The 19247-nt window shown below is 62.8% G+C and carries 12 protein-coding genes; 3 read left to right on the top strand and 9 right to left on the bottom strand.

All coding sequences use genetic code 11. The features are described from left to right. Positions 1 to 101: 101 nt before the first annotated feature. The 3 genes from FHR97_RS05020 (at position 102) to FHR97_RS05010 (ending at position 3407) form a co-directional block, all read left to right on the top strand. Entirely contained in the window at positions 102 to 1493 is a 1392-nt protein-coding gene (locus FHR97_RS05020; RefSeq protein ID WP_183382680.1) for an autotransporter outer membrane beta-barrel domain-containing protein, read from the top strand. Positions 1494 to 1681: 188 nt separating this feature from the next. Beyond that, complete coding sequence (locus FHR97_RS05015; RefSeq protein WP_183382679.1) at positions 1682 to 2269, top strand: GNAT family N-acetyltransferase; 588 nt, start codon at positions 1682 to 1684, stop codon at positions 2267 to 2269. A gap of 7 nt (positions 2270 to 2276) precedes the next feature. Beyond that, positions 2277 to 3407: a phosphotransferase gene (locus FHR97_RS05010; protein WP_183382678.1), complete on the top strand. Its 1131-nt coding sequence runs from the start codon at positions 2277 to 2279 to the stop codon at positions 3405 to 3407. 196 nt (positions 3408 to 3603) lie between these two features. Here the strand turns inward: FHR97_RS05010 and FHR97_RS05005 are convergent, their stop codons facing one another. The 9 genes from FHR97_RS05005 to FHR97_RS04965 all read right to left on the bottom strand — a co-directional run bounded on the left by FHR97_RS05005 (position 3604) and on the right by FHR97_RS04965 (position 18975). Then, on the bottom strand, positions 3604 to 4641 hold the full coding sequence (locus tag FHR97_RS05005) for a glycosyltransferase family protein (protein WP_183382677.1): 1038 nt from the start codon (positions 4639 to 4641) through the stop codon (positions 3604 to 3606). A 58-nt stretch (positions 4642 to 4699) separates the two neighbouring features. Further along, positions 4700 to 6901 carry a glycosyltransferase family 2 protein gene (locus tag FHR97_RS05000; RefSeq protein ID WP_183382676.1) on the bottom strand — a complete coding sequence of 734 codons (2202 nt, stop codon included), beginning with the start codon at positions 6899 to 6901 and terminating at the stop codon, positions 4700 to 4702. Next, positions 6898 to 9138 (bottom strand): glycosyltransferase family 2 protein, encoded by a 2241-nt coding sequence (locus FHR97_RS04995; RefSeq protein WP_183382675.1) that lies wholly within the window; start codon positions 9136 to 9138, stop codon positions 6898 to 6900. Before FHR97_RS04995 ends, FHR97_RS05000 begins: the two co-directional genes overlap by 4 nt. Beyond that, on the bottom strand, positions 9135 to 10565 hold the full coding sequence (locus FHR97_RS04990) for a glycosyltransferase family 4 protein (RefSeq protein WP_183382674.1): 1431 nt from the start codon (positions 10563 to 10565) through the stop codon (positions 9135 to 9137). The genes FHR97_RS04995 and FHR97_RS04990 overlap by 4 nt, the downstream gene beginning before the upstream one ends. A 43-nt stretch (positions 10566 to 10608) precedes the next feature. Beyond that, positions 10609 to 12651 (bottom strand): glycosyltransferase family 2 protein, encoded by a 2043-nt coding sequence (locus FHR97_RS04985; RefSeq protein ID WP_183382673.1) that lies wholly within the window; start codon positions 12649 to 12651, stop codon positions 10609 to 10611. After that, positions 12651 to 13715: an ATP-binding protein gene (locus tag FHR97_RS04980; protein WP_183382672.1), complete on the bottom strand. Its 1065-nt coding sequence runs from the start codon at positions 13713 to 13715 to the stop codon at positions 12651 to 12653. The genes FHR97_RS04985 and FHR97_RS04980 overlap by 1 nt, the downstream gene beginning before the upstream one ends. 23 nt (positions 13716 to 13738) lie before the next feature. Beyond that, positions 13739 to 14686, bottom strand: a complete 948-nt coding sequence (locus tag FHR97_RS04975; RefSeq protein ID WP_183382671.1) for an ATP-grasp fold amidoligase family protein — start codon at positions 14684 to 14686, stop codon at positions 13739 to 13741. 164 nt (positions 14687 to 14850) lie between these two features. After that, positions 14851 to 16248 carry an ATP-binding protein gene (locus FHR97_RS04970; RefSeq protein WP_183382670.1) on the bottom strand — a complete coding sequence of 466 codons (1398 nt, stop codon included), beginning with the start codon at positions 16246 to 16248 and terminating at the stop codon, positions 14851 to 14853. 141 nt (positions 16249 to 16389) lie between these two features. Then, positions 16390 to 18975 carry an acylphosphatase gene (locus FHR97_RS04965; RefSeq protein WP_183382669.1) on the bottom strand — a complete coding sequence of 862 codons (2586 nt, stop codon included), beginning with the start codon at positions 18973 to 18975 and terminating at the stop codon, positions 16390 to 16392. Between the last annotated feature and the right edge of the window lie 272 nt (positions 18976 to 19247).

Here is a 19247-nt window from a genome sequence, read left to right as displayed (position 1 = left end):
ACATGAAAAAGCAACAGCTTGTCACCGTCATTGGGCTTGCAGGCGCCCTGTTCCATGGCCTCGCCTCGGCACAGGATTTCAGTCTGCCATCGCTCATTCGAATGAATCAGGGCATCGCGGGAATCGGCGTCGACCCCGATGACGGCGAATCGGCCCAGGACGCGACCAGCGGCACCATCATGTTGACAGATGGCTCCACCCTGGCGATCAGCTCACCCGATGGCACCACGCCCCTGTCACAGCTGCTCGACGACAGCAGCGCGACGCTGTTGATCGACGACGCTCCGGCCACCCTCAGCACCAGTGCCCCGAGCCTGGCAAGCCTCAATCAGGCGTCCGGTGATCCCGCCCCTTTCGCCGTCTCCACCACCGTCGCCTCGCGTCCGCTGACCCTGAGCCGGGGGGCCTCGCCGGATGCAGCCCCCCCCTTCGATAGCTTCGATGTCGTGCTCAATGGCGAGCCGTTCACGATCGAATTGCCCGAAGGGACTACCGTCAGCGACTTCTCGGCCAGCACGCCGATCACGATACGAGACGCCGATGGCAATGTCCTGCTCGACGATCGCGCCCTCAATAGCCTCACCACCAGCGAGGCCAACGACATCGCCGCCGGCCTGGGGCTGCTCGACGTCGACATGGCCCTGCGCAGCGCCCAGAAGCAGGCCGTGGCGAAGAATTTCGGCATCATCGCCAACCAGATCGACGCCTCCATGCATCCGCATCAGGACGGCCGCGTCGACCGCGTGAACGGCCGCAACGCCTGGGTCTCTCACGAATACAGCGACATGCAGGGTCAGGCGGGCAACACCGACTATGACGGTGAAGGCTCCGTCTCCATGGTGGGCGTGGACTGGAAAGGGGACAAGCTGCTCGCCGGTGTCGCCCTGGGTCATGGCGAGGTCGAGATCGACAGCAAGCGCGGACGCCTGAATACCGACCTGGGTGGTAACCTCATCGCCCCCTACGGTGCCGTGTCCCTGGCCGATGGCGACCTGGTACTCGACGGTATCCTGATGTACCAGGACCTCGACGGCAGCAGCCGTGCCAGCTATCAGCCGGACCCCGTGGCGCTCGATGGCCACCGTTGGGGTGGGCGGGCAGCGGGCACCTACTTCCTGCCCGAGGTCAACAACCTCCTGTTCGGTATCACCGCCGGGGGCGCCTACATGAAGGATGACATCGAGGGTGCCTACCTGGGCTCCACCAGCGACTATGGCATCGAACTCGGCGAGGTCTTCGCCGGCGCCACGCTGAGTACCGACTTCGCCACGGGTCGACTCTACGGCAGCCTGATCCATCATCACGATGTCACCGCCAACTTCGACGATAGCGCCGAAGTGCTGGACGATGACGACAAGCGCACCGAGCTGAAGATCGGTGCCGCCCACGAACTGGCCGACAACCTGGACGTCAGCCTCGATGGCAGGACCGTCATCGGCAGCAGTGATACGGAGTTCTCCGCTGTTCAGGCCAGTCTGTCCTACCGGTTCTAGCAGCCGGTGGGACCTGGCCGATCGTCACGGGAATGGCGACGGTCGAGACACGTCGATCGATCCGATGAGGCGAATCGCGCGCTGTGTCACGACTCGGATCGAATGAAATGGGCCGCAAGGCCGGGGGCAGGTAATGTCCCAGCGGTGATATCACCCGGGAGATGACGCCTCAGGCTAAGGTGTGAGGGATGAGCCAGGGAGTGGTGACCTATCAGGTGGCGGGAGATGAGGCGGCAAGCCCCGAGGAGCGTCGCTTGGCAGCGAGCTCGCCGTCGTTCTTGCGGCCGCTGCTGGGCAGGGCCTATCAGCGGCGGCGGTTGCTGGCCGGTGGGGTGAACTGGCAGCGGATCCTGTTTGTCGCAGTGGACGGCGAGGTGGCCGGCTACCTGCAGTTCTATCTGCGCGGCGAGGGGCCGCACCGTCTGTCGCTTGCCGAGCTGCGCGCCGAGTTCGGGGCGAGCAACGCGGCCTGGCGCTGGGCGCTGTACCAGCTGGTACAGTGGCGTTTCCGACGCTTCGAAGCCTATCTCTACCGCATCATCATCGATGAGCGGTTCCGCTCTCGGGGCCTCGGCAGGCGGCTGCTGGAGCGCTGGCTGGAGCTGCTGGCTCAGCATGAGGTGCGGCAGGCGGACCTGGAGGTGTGGGGCAATAACCCGCGGGCCGAGGCCTTCTATGCGTCGCTGGGCTACGAGGCGTACCGACGGCGCCGATGGCCGCTGCGAGCGAGTTGGCTGCGCGATCGCGAGCTGACGCACATGGTCAAGCGGTGGTAGCGCGGCCATGTCATCAGTGAACGGCTATGTCGATCGCGTGTGGGCCGGGGGAGTCGCCGGCTGGAGCCTCGCCCCCTGGGTGCTGGTATCGATCAACGGCGCCTCGATTGGCAGCGTCCCCTGTGCGAACAGGCGGCCCGATGTGCAGGCGGCGGGGCTGTCGGCCGATGGCCGCGTCGGTTTTCGCGCCTCGCTGTCTCTCGAGAGTGGGGATATCGTCCGGGTGACCACGCCGCAGGGCAGGCCGCTGCGCCATAGCCCCTGGCTTTACCTGCCTCGGGAGAGCGGGGGCTGGCTGCCGGTGTCGCTGGCTGCCCGCCACCCAGAGTATGCCGAGATCGCGGCGCTCGCCGGACAGCTGTCCCTGAAGCGCTTCCGGCCGCTGTTCGGCCAGCCCGGCCAGGTGGCGGCGGTGAAGCTGGAGGCCGGTGAAGGCTCGAGGGTGGCGCGTTTCGGCGTCGCGCCTCGCGATGCCGCTCACCTGCAGCGCTTCCATGAGCGAGTGCTGGCCCCCGCCGGGGTTGCCTGCCCGGCCCTGCACCAGAGCTTGAGGCTTGGCAGGCGACAGGCGCTGATCTTCGACTGCTTCCCGGGGCGACCGCTGGATTGGCACGGCCCGGGCTGGGAGGCCTGGTTGCCGGCCGTGATGGGCGAGCTGGAGCGCCTGCAGCGATTCGGAGCGCAGTATCGCGCGAGCCTGCCGAGCCGTGCCGGCCGCCGACGCTCCCTGCTCAATCGGCTGCTTCGTCGGGCCTTGGGCGATGCCCTGCGCTGGGATCGCGCCCGGGGCGAGCGGCGCTTCCTGCTCTGGCTGCTGGCCCGGCTGAGACGCCTGCCGAGGGTGCTGTCACACGGTGATCTGCATCGCGAGAACGTGCTGGTGGATGCCGAGCGAGGCGAGATCGCGCTGATCGACTGGGACCGCTGGGGCTACCTGCCCATCGGCGGCGATCTCGCCCTGCTGATGCGCGGCCTGCCGGGCGATACCGCCGAACGCCTTGCCGGTGGCAGCCAGGCCCAGCGCTTCGGCGTGGTGGGCTTTACCTACCTCTTCCAGCGTCTCGATCGACCGGGCCTGGCGGACTCCGAGGAGGGCCGGGCGTTGCGCCGGCGCTGTCGGGAGCTCATGGGGGGCTGATCGAGCCCCCTCATCTCGCGATGCCGACCGCGGCCAGTCGCATGCGGCCTTGAATGGCGTGACCCGGCGCCTTGCGTCGCCCGTGAAGGACGCCGGGCAACGGCTGGGCCCCTCACGGTCCCTGCTCCGTGCCGTACCGGTGCCGAACGCACGCTTCGGGCCCTCTGCGGGTGCCCGAAGCGTCTCCAGTGTCGGCTCAACGTGCCCGCCAGAATTCCACGGCGCCGCCTGCCTCCCCGACCCGTCGGGCGGTGTCGGCCGCCGCCTGGGCCATGCGGCCGGCCTCTTGTGGGTGGTCGAGCAGCCGGGTCAGGCAGCGATACCAGTCCTCCGGCGAATCATCGGCCAGCAGGCCATTGACGCCGTCCTCGACGATCTCGGTGTAGGGAAGCCGGCGCGAGTAGATGCCCACGCCCCCCATGGCGGCAATATCCAGGAACTTGATGAACGACTTGCCGCGGTTGAAGGGCGTATCCAGCAGCGGCGCCAGGCCGATATGGATCCGGCGCTGTCGCTGATACTCGCGGAAACGCGACCAGGGGAGAGGGGAAGGGGCGGTGCAGCGGGCCAGGGCGCCGAGTTCCGCGGGGGTGTGCTGCCCCAGCATGACCTCGAAGCCCACCGAGTCGGTGGCGTCATGCAGGTCCACCAGCGCCGGCGCCACCCGTGACAGGTCGGGCAGGTGAGCGCGGGTGCCGTGGTAGCCCACCCACCAGGGGGCGGCGGCGTCGGGGCGGTGGTCGAAGTGGGTGAGTGCCGGCAAGGGCGCCAGCAGCGGCGGCGTGAGCACCGACACCCGGGGATGGCGCCCGGCGAAGCGAGCCGCCAAGGCCTCGCTCGAGACCACCACCTCATCGGCGAGTGCCAGCAGGCGCGGCTGCAGGCGCGCGACCCGGGCCATCCTGGCCCGGTAGCTCGCGGGCAGGGTGGCCTCGTCCATCGCCGCCGGGATGTCGTCATCCACCAGGTAGCAGATGCGCCCCACGACCTCGCGGTGACGCTCCAGCAGTCGCAGCCAGGCAGGCGCCAGCGCCCGGCAGATGATCAGGTTGGCACCGGCCAGCCGGCGCAGGGCCAGCGCGGCACTGAGCGCCAGGGGCACTCGCCAGCGCCGCGTTGCCAGTCGCGAGACCACGCCCCCCGATGAACGCAACGACGGGGCGGCCGATTCGAGAAAATAGATGTCCTCGGTCGGTCGCGCCCCGTCGCTCAGGACGACCCAGCGATTCGTCATGGCACTCAACACCTACATCCCCTCCTTGGCTCGCCGAAGTGAACGCCGATAAGGCTGCTCACCGCAACGAGAAATCCTCATGCACCAGGGTCAGGTTGGGGTTGTAGGCCGGGTCGTTGTCCAACGCCTTCCCCCAGGTGCGGCGCATGTAATCGGCCTCGCGCAGTGCCCTGGCACGCTTCTTCGGGGTATCGTCGGCGCCCCGGGAGATCGACTCGTGGTGATAGAGCTCGGCATACGGCGTCCAGAGGTTGCGGTAGCCGGCGGCACGGGCCTTCAGACAGAGGTCCACATCGTTGTAGGCCACGGCCAGGTCGGCCTCGTTGAGCCCGCCCACCGCCTCGAAGGTCTCCTTGCGCAACAGCAGGCATGCCGCCGTCACGGCCGACAGGTTCTGCACCACCTTGAGCCGACCGCCATAGCCTTGCTCATCGCGCTGGAAGAATCGGTGCGCATGCCCGGCCACGCCCCCCAGGCCGAGGATCACCCCGGCATGCTGGATGGTGCCATTGGGGTAGTAGAGCTTGGCGCCCACGCAGCCGATCTCCGGCCGGCACGCCTGGCGGACCATCTCGCTCAGCCATTCCCCATCGATCGGCTCCACATCGTTGTTGATCAGGCCGATGACACTGCCCTTGGCCTGGGCGGCACCGAAGTTGTTGATGGCCGAATAATTGAAGGGGTGATCCCAACGCAGCACCCGGACCCTGGCATCGCGACGCGCCACCTCGTCCATGTAGGCCAGGGTGTCCGGACAGCGACTCTGGTTGTCCAGGATCAGCAACTCGAAGTGCCGATACGCCGTGCGCTCGAGGATCGCATCGACACAGGGCCGGAGGATCTCCACCCCGTCGCGGGTCGGTACCAGCAGGCTGACCAGGGGGCCAGGCTCGGGCAGCGGCCAACGCACGCGCACGCTCCCCGGCACCTGCCCCGGGCTCACTTCGGCGCTCTCTCCCACCCCCCGAAGGTGGTGCTCCACCGCCGGCACCCAATGCTCGCGCGGCACACCGGGAAGCGTGCCCGCGGCGTGATAGAGAATGCGCCCGATGTGCACACTTCGCTCGGCCGCTCGCGCGCCCTGCTGCGCCATGAAGCGCAGGGCCAGCGCATGGTTCCAGGCATCCGGCGCCCGGTCGACCGGGAGGTCGAGCCCCGACACGCCTTCCCGCCAGACGTCCCCGCGGAGGAAGACCGCCCGTCCCAGGTAGGGCTGGGAGAGCAGCAGGTCGGGGTTCCAGGCTGGCTTGAAGGAAGGGGCGTAGCGCTCGTCCCGGTCATTCAGCCGATCCTCGTCACCGTAGACCAGCGCCACCCCGGGGCTTGCCTGCACCGCCGTGACCAGGTGATAGAGCGCCCCCTCGGCCAGGCGATCGCCCGGCGCCATGCAGATCACCCACTCGTCCGGCGTCGGCTGGACCGCCGATGCCACGCTCAGCCGCGGCTCCCATGCCGTCAGTTCGGCCAGGCGCTCGCCCAGGCCCGCCGGGTCCGATGCCACGGCCACCGCTCGCCATGTCGTGACGGCCTGCTCACGCAGGCTCGCCAGCGTCGCCCGGAGCGCCGCCGGCGGGGTCGCCGTCGACACCGGTAGCAGCACCCGCGTCGCGGTGGGTGGGAGCGTCGCCAGGACGCGCTGCATCTCCCCTGGGTCGAGTCGTGGCTCCCGTTGCGAAACCCAGCGGCCATAGTTGCGCCGCGAACAGAGACTGACGAAGGTGGTTTCATATTCGCGCAGCGCCACCCGACGCCAGCGTTCGCCTTGCCGGCGAGCCGCGAGCCGCAACCGCTGATCGACCTCGCGAGTCGTCAGATCCCGATAGGCGGCGTGCGTGTTGATCAGCCGGCGGATCAACCTGTCGCGTGCGAACGCTGGTGTCACCCATACCATCCGGAAGTGCCGTAGCCGAAAGCGCCCTTCGGCGTTCATCGGCCGGAAACGGATCCGGCTGACCCCCGGCGGCACATACACCAGCCGCTTGGTGACCTTCCCCACCCGCAGCGGCATATCGATGCAGAAGCTCCGCTGGCCGGCCTCGAAGCACAGCCCCGACGCCACCGTGGTGATGGAGCGCTCGGCGGTCAGCTCGATCATGTACCAGCCGGGCAACCGCAAGCCCCGCCGGGTGTGGAACTCGGCGTCTTCCGACAGGACCTGCCACTCGCCTTCCGCGGCCTGCCAGCGCAGCCGATGGCAGGGCTCGAGCCGCAGCCTGGCGTCGAGTCCCAACGCAACCCTGATATGCGGATGCTGTGTCATGACGCGAACCACCCGGCCGGCAAGGCACGGTCCCAGGTCACCAGCCCCAGGCGCGCCAGCTCCGGCGACACCACCGTGGTCCGCCGATCCGCCGCCATCGGCGCCTCACGCTGCCGCGACTCCTCCGCCTTGTGGGCGATGACATCGGCCAGGGAGAACGTCAGGGTCGGGGCGCGGGCCATGAATCGCGCATTGGTCTGTGCCAGCAGCACATCGGGCGCCAGCGCCTCGACCAGCGCCAGATCCACGCTGCCGGCCGAATGGACGAACGTCAGGCGCCCGAATAGCCGCACCAGGAACTGGAACATCGAGAGGCTCGACGATGCGCCGAACAGCAGGCAGTGCTGCCGCCCATACAGCGCGTCGGGGTTCTCCCATACGATCATCCGGCCCATGTTGGGCAGTCCATTGTCATAACGCTTGCAGGTCTCATGATGGAAGGAGGTCTGGCGCTGGGCCGTCGCCGTTCTCGCCGGCGACAGCTTGCCGCCCAGGTCGCCCTTGATCTGGACAGGCGCATATTCGTCGGCGGCGAACAAGGCGTCGACCGCCTCGCACTCCCGCCCCAGCGCGCGTAGCGTCGCCAGGGTGGCCGCCAGGGCGCCCCGGTGCGTCCAATGGGTATCCGTCACGTAGTAGGCCGCATCACCGAGGGCACGCAGCGCTTCCAGCGGATAGACCAGCAGGGACGTCGGCAACGCCGCCGCCACCTGATCCACCGGGATCGCCTCGGCGGCCGGCAGCGGATGATACTGCTGCATCACGCGCTCCTTGCTGGGCGCCACCAGCAGGGCACAGTCGGCGCCATGGGTCGCGGCGAGGCGCTTGAACGCCTCCGCGAAGACCGACCAACGCCGGAGGCCCGTGGCATTCAGCTGCAGCTGGCCGCAGTGCTGGTGCACGCTGGCGTTGGTATCCTGATCCAGGAACAGCCATCCCTGCCTGCCGACCAGCACGGCGCCTCGCTCCGGACTCGGGGACTCGGCCGCCGCAACGCTCAACCGCCCGAGCTCGATGAGCCGCTCATCCAGCGACAACCGCAGGGCGAAGGTGCCCGCCGCGCGCGGTACCTCCAGGCGGAAGACGGCGCCCTCTCGCCCATCCGGCCGGCGCTCGAGCGCCAGGGAATGGACCAGGTCGCTCTCCTCCTCCCAGGCGACCCGCAGCGCCACTTCCTCCGCGCCATGCCCCGTAGCCAGCACCACTCGCCCCTGGAAGAGCAGCCCCCGCTGGCTGCGAACGACCCACTCCGCCGTCGGCGTCTGCAGTGACCACTCGGACACCGGTGCCGGCGGCGAAGTGGCCGGCGCCGTCCCTTCCCCCGGCAGCAGTCGTCTCAGCGAACGCCACATCCCGGGACGACGCCTCGAGCGCTCCGCCACGGACTGCACGACCGGTAATGCCAGCAACTGGCGGTGCACCTCGGGCGCCAGGCGCTCGGCCAGACGACAGGTCTTGTCGTTGCGGTCGAAACGCTGGAAGTACTCAGGTCCCTTGTGATACCCCGGCGTCGCCGCGCTGCCGCGCGCCGACTTGCCCAGCAGGAACTCCTCCACCGACTTGATGATGTAGTGATTGACCCTGGCACCGGCCCACACCACCTGACGGCTGAGGCCCGGCCGCTCCTCCAGTGGCTCGAGGGGATCTCCCTGGCCATTCACATAGTGGCCGCGGCTCAGTTCGACATGGTGGGGGTTGAGGAACTTCCCGACGCAGTCGGGCCGGACGATGCTCTTGTAGTGGCGATTGGTACGGAAGGTACGCGGCGCGCGCTGCCGAAAGCGTTCGATGACCAGCCCCTCCTCGCGAAAGCGCGCTCCCGAGGAGCCGAAGCAGGCCCAGTTGAGCGCCAGCGCGCCGACGGCCTCATCGGCAAAGACCCCCGCCAGCCACGGCAGCAGGGAAGGCGCCGCCTCCTTGCTGGCCAGTGGCAGCAGGTATTCGTCGGCATCGATGAAGGCCAGCAGTTCCAGATCGGCGGGGCAGCGTGCCAACAGCTCCCGGTAGGCCGGCAGTTGGGGCTTCTCCTCGCCCACCGTCGGCACCTCGACCAGGGTCACCAACCCCAGGGACTCGAGCAGTTGCAAGTACTCGCGAGTCCCGTCGCTGCTCTCGTTGTCGGCGATCAGGAAGTGCGACACCCCCACCGCCAGGTGGAAGGCGAGCCACTCCCGGAGATCGGCCAGTTCGTTCTTGACGATAGCCGCCACGCCCAGCTTGGGTAAATCATTGCTCACTGCGTTGATCGCTTCGTTGTCATGACTGGAAACACCGTCTCGATGGCCTCGCCGAGCGCCCCGGCAAACGCCGGCCGATCGAAATGTGCCAGGGCACGCTCGCGCCCGGCGGCGCCCATGGCGACCAGGCGCTCGGGCCGGGCAGCCAACGCGGCAATTCGGCTCGCGACCGTCGTCGGGTCGCCGAAGGGTACCAGAAACCCCGTGCGTCCCTCTTCCACCAGTTCCGGCAGGGCGCCCCAGGCATAGGCCACCACCGGACGCGCCGCGGCCATGGCTTCCAGCACGGTACGCCCGAAGGACTCCTGGAAGTGTGACAGGCTCACCACCACATCCAGCTCGGCCAAGGCCTCGCGAGGGTCATCCACGTAGCCCCGATGGACCAGATTGCCCGGCCCCTCGCCTGGGGCCCGTCGCGCCAGCAGCGCCTCCAGTTCCGAGGTGGCCTCGCCGAACAGCACGCACTCCGCCGGCACGCCACGGGTCGCCAGAGCGTCGGCCATGGCCGCGAAATCTGCCACCCCCTTCTTGGCCACCAGGCTGCCGAGCATGCCGACCCGCAGGGGCCGATCGCCGGGCACGGCGGGAGGCGGCAGCGCCAGCCAATCGCTCATCTCCAGGGTGTTGGGGACCACCCGCACCTGGCTCGCATGCCTCGCGAAGGCCTGGGCGGTATGACAGGAGTTGGCGACGATCAGGTCGCTGTCCGCCACGACACGCGCCACTACCGCCACGGGGTCGGCGCCAAGTGCCTGGCACAACGCCGGATCGTGATCCGGCAGTTCGCGCACATGGGTGATGACCTTCAGCCCCAGGGTCCGGGCTGCCAGCGCCGGCGCGTCCAGGGTCAGGGTATTGAGATAGACCCCATCGGCGCGACACTCGCGCAGCAGCTGGACGAAGGCCTCGACGCTGGCCTCACACGCCGGCCGCTGGGCCTGCCACCAGGTATAAGGCAGCACCTTGACGGCGTGGCAGTGCGCCAGCAGCGTGGCCAGGTAGGCCGGATGGCTGGCATTGGGCACGCTGACCACCACCTCGCACCCCAACGCCTCCAGGCCACGCACCACATCCAGCAGGCTGCGCTCGGCGCCGAACAGGCGTGGCCCCAGGCTATGCGCGCACACCACCAGACGCGGACGCCCTTGGCTGCGGGCATGGCTCCCGTGGGCCAGGGGCAACGGCTCGGCCCCGCGCCAACGCCCCCAGGCCCAGTAATGCAGCAAGGCCTGCTCGGGCGCCCACCGACCGCGCCCGTAACGCCAGGCATAGCCACTCAAGCTGAGTCGGGGCGAGGGCTCACGCCCCTCCCCCAGCCCGAAGGCGAGGAAGTGGTGCAGCGGATTCAGGCCCGCCTCGGCGACGTCCGGATAGCGCGCCAGATACCACGCCGGATCCAGTAGATGACGCGCCGCCCAAAACAACAAAGGGTGGCGCCAGCCATGCCGACGCCACCCTTTCCGCCACCGCTCAAGCCTCGTCATCATGGGATGCCTCTACCTCTCGCCCTCCCTGAGTCAGATAGTGGCGCAAGACATCGGCCAGCCCTTTCGGCAGCGCCTGCTCGTCCAGCCGGCTCATCTGACCCTCGACCCGCAATTGTGGCACGCGGTCCGGCCAGCTCTCCGGCTCACCGAGCGACTGCACCAGCAGTCGCCGGGAAGTGAGGGCGACGTCGGCATGGGCGATCGCCAGGTCTTCCTCATGGCAGAGTTCCCAGACCTCGCCGGCCACCTGTCGCGTGGCGAAGTCATCGGGCCTCGTCCAAGGGCAGAGCACCACCGTCTGCCCGGCCTGACGGAGCCTGAGCACCCGCTCCAGCAGAGGGAACAATGCGGGGTTACGTGGCGAGAGGTCGGCCAGCACGGCGACATCGAAGGCACTGGATGCCTGGGGCAGGTTTCCCAGAGGCGCAGGAAAGGCCCGGCGACGATGCTCTACATCCAGCGTCGGCACCACCTGGCGTCCATGCCACCAGCGAGCCGCCTGATGGTAGAGCTGACGCACGCCATGCTGCACCGTACGCACGTGCGTGGCCGAGTGCTGTGTCAAGGAATCGGGCTGCACCAGGGAGAACGCCAAGGGCAGCTGCGGACATACCCGCAGCAGCGCCTGCTTGCCGTAACGGCACATCAGGCGGTCGACGAACTCGTTGTCGGCGGCCACGCGAACCGGATCCCACAGCCCCAACTCGTCCAGCACCTCACGCGATACCATCAGTGACGAGGGATTGATCTCCAGCCAATCGCCACACAGGTGCCAGGGGCCGACGATGCGCAGCTGCGAATCGGCTCGCACCCAGAACGACACCGCCCCCTTGGCCTCACGGCTATTCATCAACTCGGTGACCTGCCGCTCGATCTTCTGCGGATGGGACCAGTCGTCGCTGTCATGCACCGTGACATAGGGCCCACGGGCGGCGCGCATGCCGGTGTTGCGTGCCGCGTAGGCACCGCAGTTGCGCTCGTGCCGCAGCAGGCTCAGCCGCGGCTCATAGCGAGCCCGCTGCGCCACCAGTTCGGCCGTGCCATCGCCACTGGCATCATCGACGACAATGATCTCGAGGTGTGGCCAGCTCTGGGCCAGCAGGCTGTCCAGCGCCATGTTCAAGGTGGCCTCGGCATTGAAGGCAGGCACCACCACCGATACCAAGGGCATTTCACGACGCGGCTTGGCGGCGACCCGCCGCGTCTCCAGACTCGCCAACTCGAAGGCCGCTCCCCGACGTATCCGCAGCCTTGCCAGCTTGTGACGTTGATACAGCCGATTCAACGCCTCCAGGCGCCGCACCGCCGGCCGAGACACCAGGCTCGCCTCCACCAGCGCCTCGGTCAGTGGATCGTCTCCCAGATGGCCGGCCGTCATCTCGGCCAGCACGCCCTCCTCATCTCCCAGCCGCGACAGACACTTGACCCTAGCCTGAGCCACATAGGGTGCGAAGGGGCTTGCGGCCAAGGCACGGCCATGCCCAAGGAGGCCCAGTGCCTGCCGATAGCGGCCATGACCGTACGCCCAGCCAGCCAGGTACCAGTACGCCTTGCCATCGCCGGCCTCTGCCAGGGCCCGTAACCGCGGCAAGGCGGCATGGGCATGTCCCTGCCATAACTGACGGTGGTACCAGAGCGCGGTTCCCCGCAGGAAGGGCAAATCGCTGAGCACCCCTTCGGGGGAGGGCCGGCGCCCCTCATGCACGCCGTGGCGCAGGAAATGTACCAGGGGATTGCTCCTGGTCTGGCGCACATCGTCATAGCGGTCCAGATACCACTCGGTCGCGAACCGCGGATCCGGTGCATACCCGAGGCGCCAGCCACTGCGCAGGAAATGCAGTGCCGGACGCCAGGCCAGCAGGCGGCGCCAGGCAGGGAGCTGTGCCAGGTAGAAATGCGGCTGGAACATGCCATGCTGACGTATCAGCCTCAGTTGCCCACGCTCGCCGTGACTGGGCCAGAGCGGCAAGAAACGGCGGACATGCCCGACCCAACGCTTCAGCATGCCGCCCGGGATGATCTTCATCAATTCATGAGTCCTTCCCGCCAAGCCAGGCGCGCCGTCATCATCGCCCGGGTGTGCCGCCAGATGGCACGGGCCACATTACGCGGCTGCCCGACGGCAGGAAAATGATGGCCGCCGATGCCGGGATTGGTGTTGATCTCGAGAACGCAGGCCGCCTTCGCCGCGTCGTCTGCGTCGGGGTCAAGCATGATATCCACCCCAGCCAGCTCCAGGCCAGGAATCGCCGCCACCGCCGCCACGGTGATCGCCTTGATGGACTCGGGCAGATCGTCGGTCACGTCCAGGGTCTCGCCCCCAGCGGAGAAGTTGGCCTCATGACGGAGGTACACCTTCCTTCCCTCCGCTAGCACACTCTCGACGTTGAGCTGCTGTCGTTCGAGGTTGGTGCGAATGTGCTTACGCACCTTGATCAAGCGAGTGGAGAGGTGAGGGTTCTTGGCCCGCTCGATGTTCTTGGCGTCGATCAGTTCGGCGATGCTGGAGCGGCCATCGCCCACCACGTGGGCCGCCTCCTTGCCCAACGCACCCACCACGGCGCCTCCGACCACCAGCACGCGGTACTCGATGCCGGGCATCTGACGTTCGACCAACACCCCGTTATCCGACTTGTTGGCGCGGCGAAATGCCCGCCTGAGCTCTCCGGGTTCCTGAACCCCCACCGAGATACCATACCCCTTGGTGCCGGTCTTCGGCTTGATGACCAGTGGCGAGCCCATCGCCTTCTGCATGGCCTCGACCTTGCTCAGACTCTTGGCCACTCCCCCCGGTGCGACGGGCACACCGGCCTGCTGGAGCAGCAAACGCGTCAGATCCTTACGGCCCGCAAAGGTGGCGGCCACCGTGGTATCCAACGAACGGCTGTCGTGAAACAGGATATCGACCTCATCCACCCGGGCCACGAACATATAGCGTGATAGCCACTTCACCTCGGCACCGTCACCCTCGGCCTCCCTGGCGATCAGCAGCGGTCCCAGGGCCTGGGTCTTCATCAACTTGAAAATCTCGTCATGCGACTCAGGCACCCTGTTCATCAGGGTGCCTCGAGCATTCATCCATAAATTCATTGACCACTTACCTGCGGCAAGGCTTAGAGATGTTGCGCCACCTCGAACATGGCGCCCATATACAGATCGGCGCTTTCTCCGAAGGCATGGTAGGTTCCCGGCTCTGGGGTCAGTTCCCCCAGCACGACACCCTGGCGCGCTTCGTAGAGATCGATGCGACAGAAGGGGGTCGGCAAGACGGCCGATACCCTTTCCGCCAAGGCGAGCATGGCGCCCGGTTCACGCGGCGGCAACAGGGTAGGATCGAGGGCCTCTTCATACTTGCCGGTATGCACCGGCTGCCAGTCGCGATCGTACCAGCGATAGCGTTGCCCTTCCGGCGCCCGGGCCACCTGCAGGATCAGGCCGACACGCCCCCGGAAGGCATAGAACTTGAAATCATCCACCGGACGCAATAGCCCGGAAGGCGGAAGCAGCAGCTCCTCGAGCTGCCAGTGATTAGGGAACTGGTGCTCACGCATGTCCCGATACAAATAGTCGAGAATCTCGACCAGGCGCAGCTCGCGACGCTGCTGTAGACAGGTAAAGGTCACTTCCCCCACCCGGCGCAACGACATCACGCCTCGCGAACTATGCGCCTGCCTGGGCTTGATAACACACTCATCGATGCCCTCCAGTGCCTCTCGCAGGTTCTGCAGGGGGAAGTCGTCACGCAGGATACGGGCAGTGGCGACGCCCAGTTCATCCATGCGCTGCCCGAGCCACCGTCGATCATTGGCGAGCCGATTGAATGGCTGGATACCCGGCATTTTCGCCTCACGCTGATAGCGACGCATCAAGGCATCCATGCCGGCGCGAAACGATGGCGGCTGAGGTGCCGTGCCCTTGCGGGCAGGATGCGCGGCACGTATCCAGGAGAGACAATCCGGTTCCGCCAGGACACGGGTGAAGCTCGGAAACGCCACCAACGGCGCGGGGACGACACGACCGGCAGCCGTACCAGTCGCAGCAAAGGATAGCAGCTGTTTCACATCAGACTCATCGTAAATAACGGATGACAAACATAAGCAACAACACCATCGCCGCCAAGGCAATCACGACAGGTATGGGGAGTTTCCGGATGATCGGCCTTATTAACTGACGAAGAAGTATCCTCAACAGGCGACCGAGTGACATTTACCCGCCCTTGATGTTGTCAGAGACGCTCGAAGCAATTTTTTACTGTACGACGCCACTTCGCTTCTTCTTCAATGGAGAGCGCCATCCGAGACACGGCCTTGTTTTTAAAGTCGATCACCTTCTGTCTTGCCCCAACCGCTACCACTTCAATCTTTCCTTCGGAAGGCGACCTTACAAATCCTAAAATACCATAGCGTTTAGCCAGTCGAGCGACCCTGTCGGATGCCGTAGCAGGGGAAACCCTGGAACATGAAAAGACAAATCGTCTCCGGAGAATGCTGCTGAGCCTGGGGAACGGGCTGATAGACACCTCGTCGATGACGCTTCCTCTCAAGGCATTCCTCACCTTCTGATTATTGAAAGCTATGCGAGTGGAGAATTTCGCGCTCTTTCCTTTCGACTCGGGGAAATAGTGATCCACAAGAAGTGCTGGAACATTCCTGCCCTCCCCTTCCACGGGATACATATTAACACCGATCTGAGCTCTTGTATTCAGCTCGAGAATGCAGTACTCCTCACTCTCCTCATCAAATAAAACATCGACGCCACAGTGTTCAAGTCCGTCTATGGCTTTCACGGCCAGGACCGCCGCATCTTTCACTCTCTGAGGAATACGATCGGTAAAATCAACGGTATCCCCACCTGCCGATGCATTTGCCTTCCCCCTGAGAAATAGCACCTCGCCCTCTGGAAGAACACTGTCAAGACTGTAGCCAGACTTGTTTATGTAATCATGCACTTCTCTATCTTTCTTGATGAGGCCTTTCGACAGGAAGGGGTTGAGTTTCTTGAAGGCGTTCTTCTTGCTGATGAGTTGATCTATCGTGCTCTTCCCATCCCCCTTGACATTAGCAGGAATCCTTTTAACGATAGCGACGGCCTCGTCACCAATGACAAACGCCCTGTAGTCATTGCCGGAAAAATGTTTTTCGACGATTACAGAAGATTCGTTCGCCTCTTCCTTCAGGTATTTATAATAAGTTACAAGCTCTTCATCCGTTGCAATGTTCGTAAAAACCCCATCTCCCAGGCTACCTACCAAGGGCTTTACCACAACAGGGTATCCAATGCTCTTCGCATACGAAAGTGCATCATCCAGGATGGCATCAGGACCAAACACCTCCCCCCGGGGCACATTGACCCCGTATTGGGATAAAAGCTCCTTGACCCTATGCTTATCCTTGGACAACTTTCGTATGCGATTTCTATCCTTTACCAGGAGAGACTTGTTAAACGTCAGCGTCTTATCTTTGCTGGATATGGTATATTTATTATAGTCGGCATGCTTCACCTTAACAGCCAACCCTCTTCTCCAGGCCTCCAGAGATATACAGTAACCACACAAGGGTTTACCATAAGCATCTTTCACGGCAGTTGCTGAAAAGGGTTGCGGCCAGCTAACAAAATCATCCATAAGTCTCTCCTGAAAATTTACAAGTTAAAGCATCAAGCAAACATGCACGTTTGATATATCAGACTTATCCATATTAGATGCCAAAAAATAGAGCACCGATGCTTCTATAGAATGGCATTCCTTTCGTTGCCGTGGATATTATTAGAAACTCATGTCGAATCCTTGAGTCTCTTGACTCTTCTCTAATACCTCAACCTTGTCCACACTGGCTTTTCGTGTCCCTATCCGTGCACAGCTCAAGAGATAGTCAATGGCATTTCTATAGCCTCTGCACTCAAAGTAAACAGAGCCATCTTCCAAGTTTACAATACCACCTTCCACATCATACCTCGAGGCAGCCCTGGCCAGGTATTTCCGATATCCAACCCCTTGAACATCGCCGGAGACCTTGACAAAAACAGCCTCTTTCTTCCGCTTCGTCGTGGGCATCAGGCATCGCTGCATAATATGATCAATAAGCACCCCTGCAGCATCCCTTGGCTCACCCGAGGCAGGGAAGTGATGCATCGCAATTTCCGGATTAGTGTTGACGCCACAAATGGCCCACTCCTGATCCTCGGGCGGCAAAGATATATCTTTAGCCAACAAATTCACCCCGAAGTGAATGCAACTGGCAAACGCCCCATGCACTTTCTTGACGATATCACTCCACGAAGGGTGGACTCGATCTGTCACGTCATGGCTCTCTCCACCATTGCCGATGCTCGCGACACTGGTGACCCGGACTTTCCTTCCCTCATCCACTACTGTATCAGGAGTCAACCCATGCGACTTGAGATACACTTCCATCTCATCGGTGACCACAAACGACTTGGCCCCTAGATAAGGATTACTTCTGCGCTTTCTATCCTTTTGTCTCACCAACTCCCTTATCGAGCTGGCACCATCACCAACAACATAGGCAGGAGCTCGCCTAGCCGCACAGATTATTCTGCCGTTGACAACAAACAGCCCAAAGTTTTCACCCTCAACATGACGCTCGACTATATTGCTGACATCATGATGCCAAGCAGACCTGAAACTATCCTCGTCCTTGATGCTGGCTGTTACCCCCTTCCCTCCAGAGTGCTTGACGACAACAGGAAGCCCAATCGACTTGGCAAAGCTCCAGGCGTCTTCTATGTTTTCCTTTCCGAATGCCTTTCCCTGCGGGACACTAACGCCCAGTGACGACAGGAAAAGCTTTGTAAGATGTTTGCTGTTGGAGATGTAACGATCGCCGTATGTTGTCATCTCTGGCATTGAATTATAGAACCAGACCGTCTCCTCCCCGCCCTCGACTCTAATGAATCTTGAATTATCGCGATAGACACCAAGCCCTCTCGCCAAGGCAGCGTCCACTATCAACTGCTGGTGCAAAGCAGAAGATCGACTAAATAGAGAGCGTCTCTCTCCATAGGAGATCGGCTGGGCAACGCATGCGCCGCTGTATGAATAAAACCCCTTTGACCCATGTAACGACTTGGTGCCATTGTTTAAAAACGGCAAATCAACTTCTTTCTTCAACAACCACTGCAATGTCGTTACTATATCGTCAACTGCTTGCTTTCTTCCAGAAAGGCTTACCTTGATCTTTTCCTCACCAAAATCTACCTCCCCCGCCACTTCGCGTAGTGCAGTTTCCCTTACCAGCAACTCCTCTATCTTGCCCTTATCACTCTTGCTATACTCAAGACTCAAGGTGATGCTTTTTTTATCGTTTATATAAGACGGATAGAAAAGCCCGGATATCGCTGACTTGGCAACATTCCTGGAGGAGTCGAAGTTTCCGAGATTGTGATGAACAATGGAACCGTTGATATTGATTTCAATGAAGCCCCAGTCTTGGCCTTCGGGGGACTTCCTTATATCTTCGGCAATCAGATCAATGCCGCTTGAATAGATCCCGGGAAAGAGAGAGTTTATCTTCGCCGCAATATCACAAAAGGCAGGATGAACAAAATCCGTGACATCAAGATTTTCGCCTCCAGAACTCACATTCCTCACATCTCTTAACTTTACAACCTTCCCCTTCTCAGGAATATTGCCAAGAGTTTCTCCTTGGGCCTTCAAGATATCGACGGCTCTATCATCGATCTTTATAAGCAGCTTTCTCAGCCTGGGATTCTTTCTCCTTTCTTTATTCTTCTTATTTACCAACTCACGCACCGAGTGCTTCCCATCACCAACAACGTGAGCCTCAAACCTTTGACTCACCGCAACAACGCTGCCATCAACGACATACAACCTATAATCGTCGCCAGTTATCTGCCTTTCAATAATAACCGTTTCTGATTCCAGCGCCGCCCTGTCAAAGGCAACTGACAGCTTTTCGTAGTCATCGATATCAAGTGAGATTCCTTTCCCACCGTAGCTAGAGTGAGGCTTCACGACACATGGAAAAAAATCCGAGGTAATCTTGCAGGCCCGCTCTTTCCTATTACCGCGAAATGAATACGACTCAGGCGCATTGATGCCGGCATCTCTGACAATATCGCTTGCGATCTTCTTGTCGCGACACAACTTGGCTGAAACGATCGAATTGATTCCTGGCTCATTGAGCCGGTAAATAACGAACTCATCGTCCTGAGAAAGGATGGAAACTGATTTAGACAGCTTTAGGCATGACACTCCCAATGATGCGGCAACGTTGGAAAACGTGGCATGCACAGGATCCTGAGAAATGATTTTTCCCAATCTCTTGTAATCGTAGTACTCTGATTTCTTCAAGCGGCTAGAATGAATCACCAATACGTTCCTTTATATAGGGTTGAGAGAAGAAAACCTTCACGAGCATCAGCGAGGCCTGACGCTCCACTATCAAGAATCATGTGCTACTCAGAGCAATGATTGCCAGGAATCAAGCATCCTAAGCTCGAACCCCTTGCGGGATCCGTATGCAATAGCTCAAGGCGCTCATGAACAACTGGCGGAAGACCTCTGTCTGCTCTTGCTTCAGATCGATCTCATCTTATTCTTCAAGAATACAGTGACTGACGACATCGATGACGCCCGAATCA

This window comes from Halomonas stenophila (assembly GCF_014192275.1).
Taxonomy (GTDB): Bacteria; Pseudomonadota; Gammaproteobacteria; order Pseudomonadales; family Halomonadaceae; genus Halomonas; species Halomonas stenophila.
The sequence above is the reverse complement of the archived record's forward strand: the minus strand, read 5'-3'. Positions and strand labels throughout refer to the sequence as shown.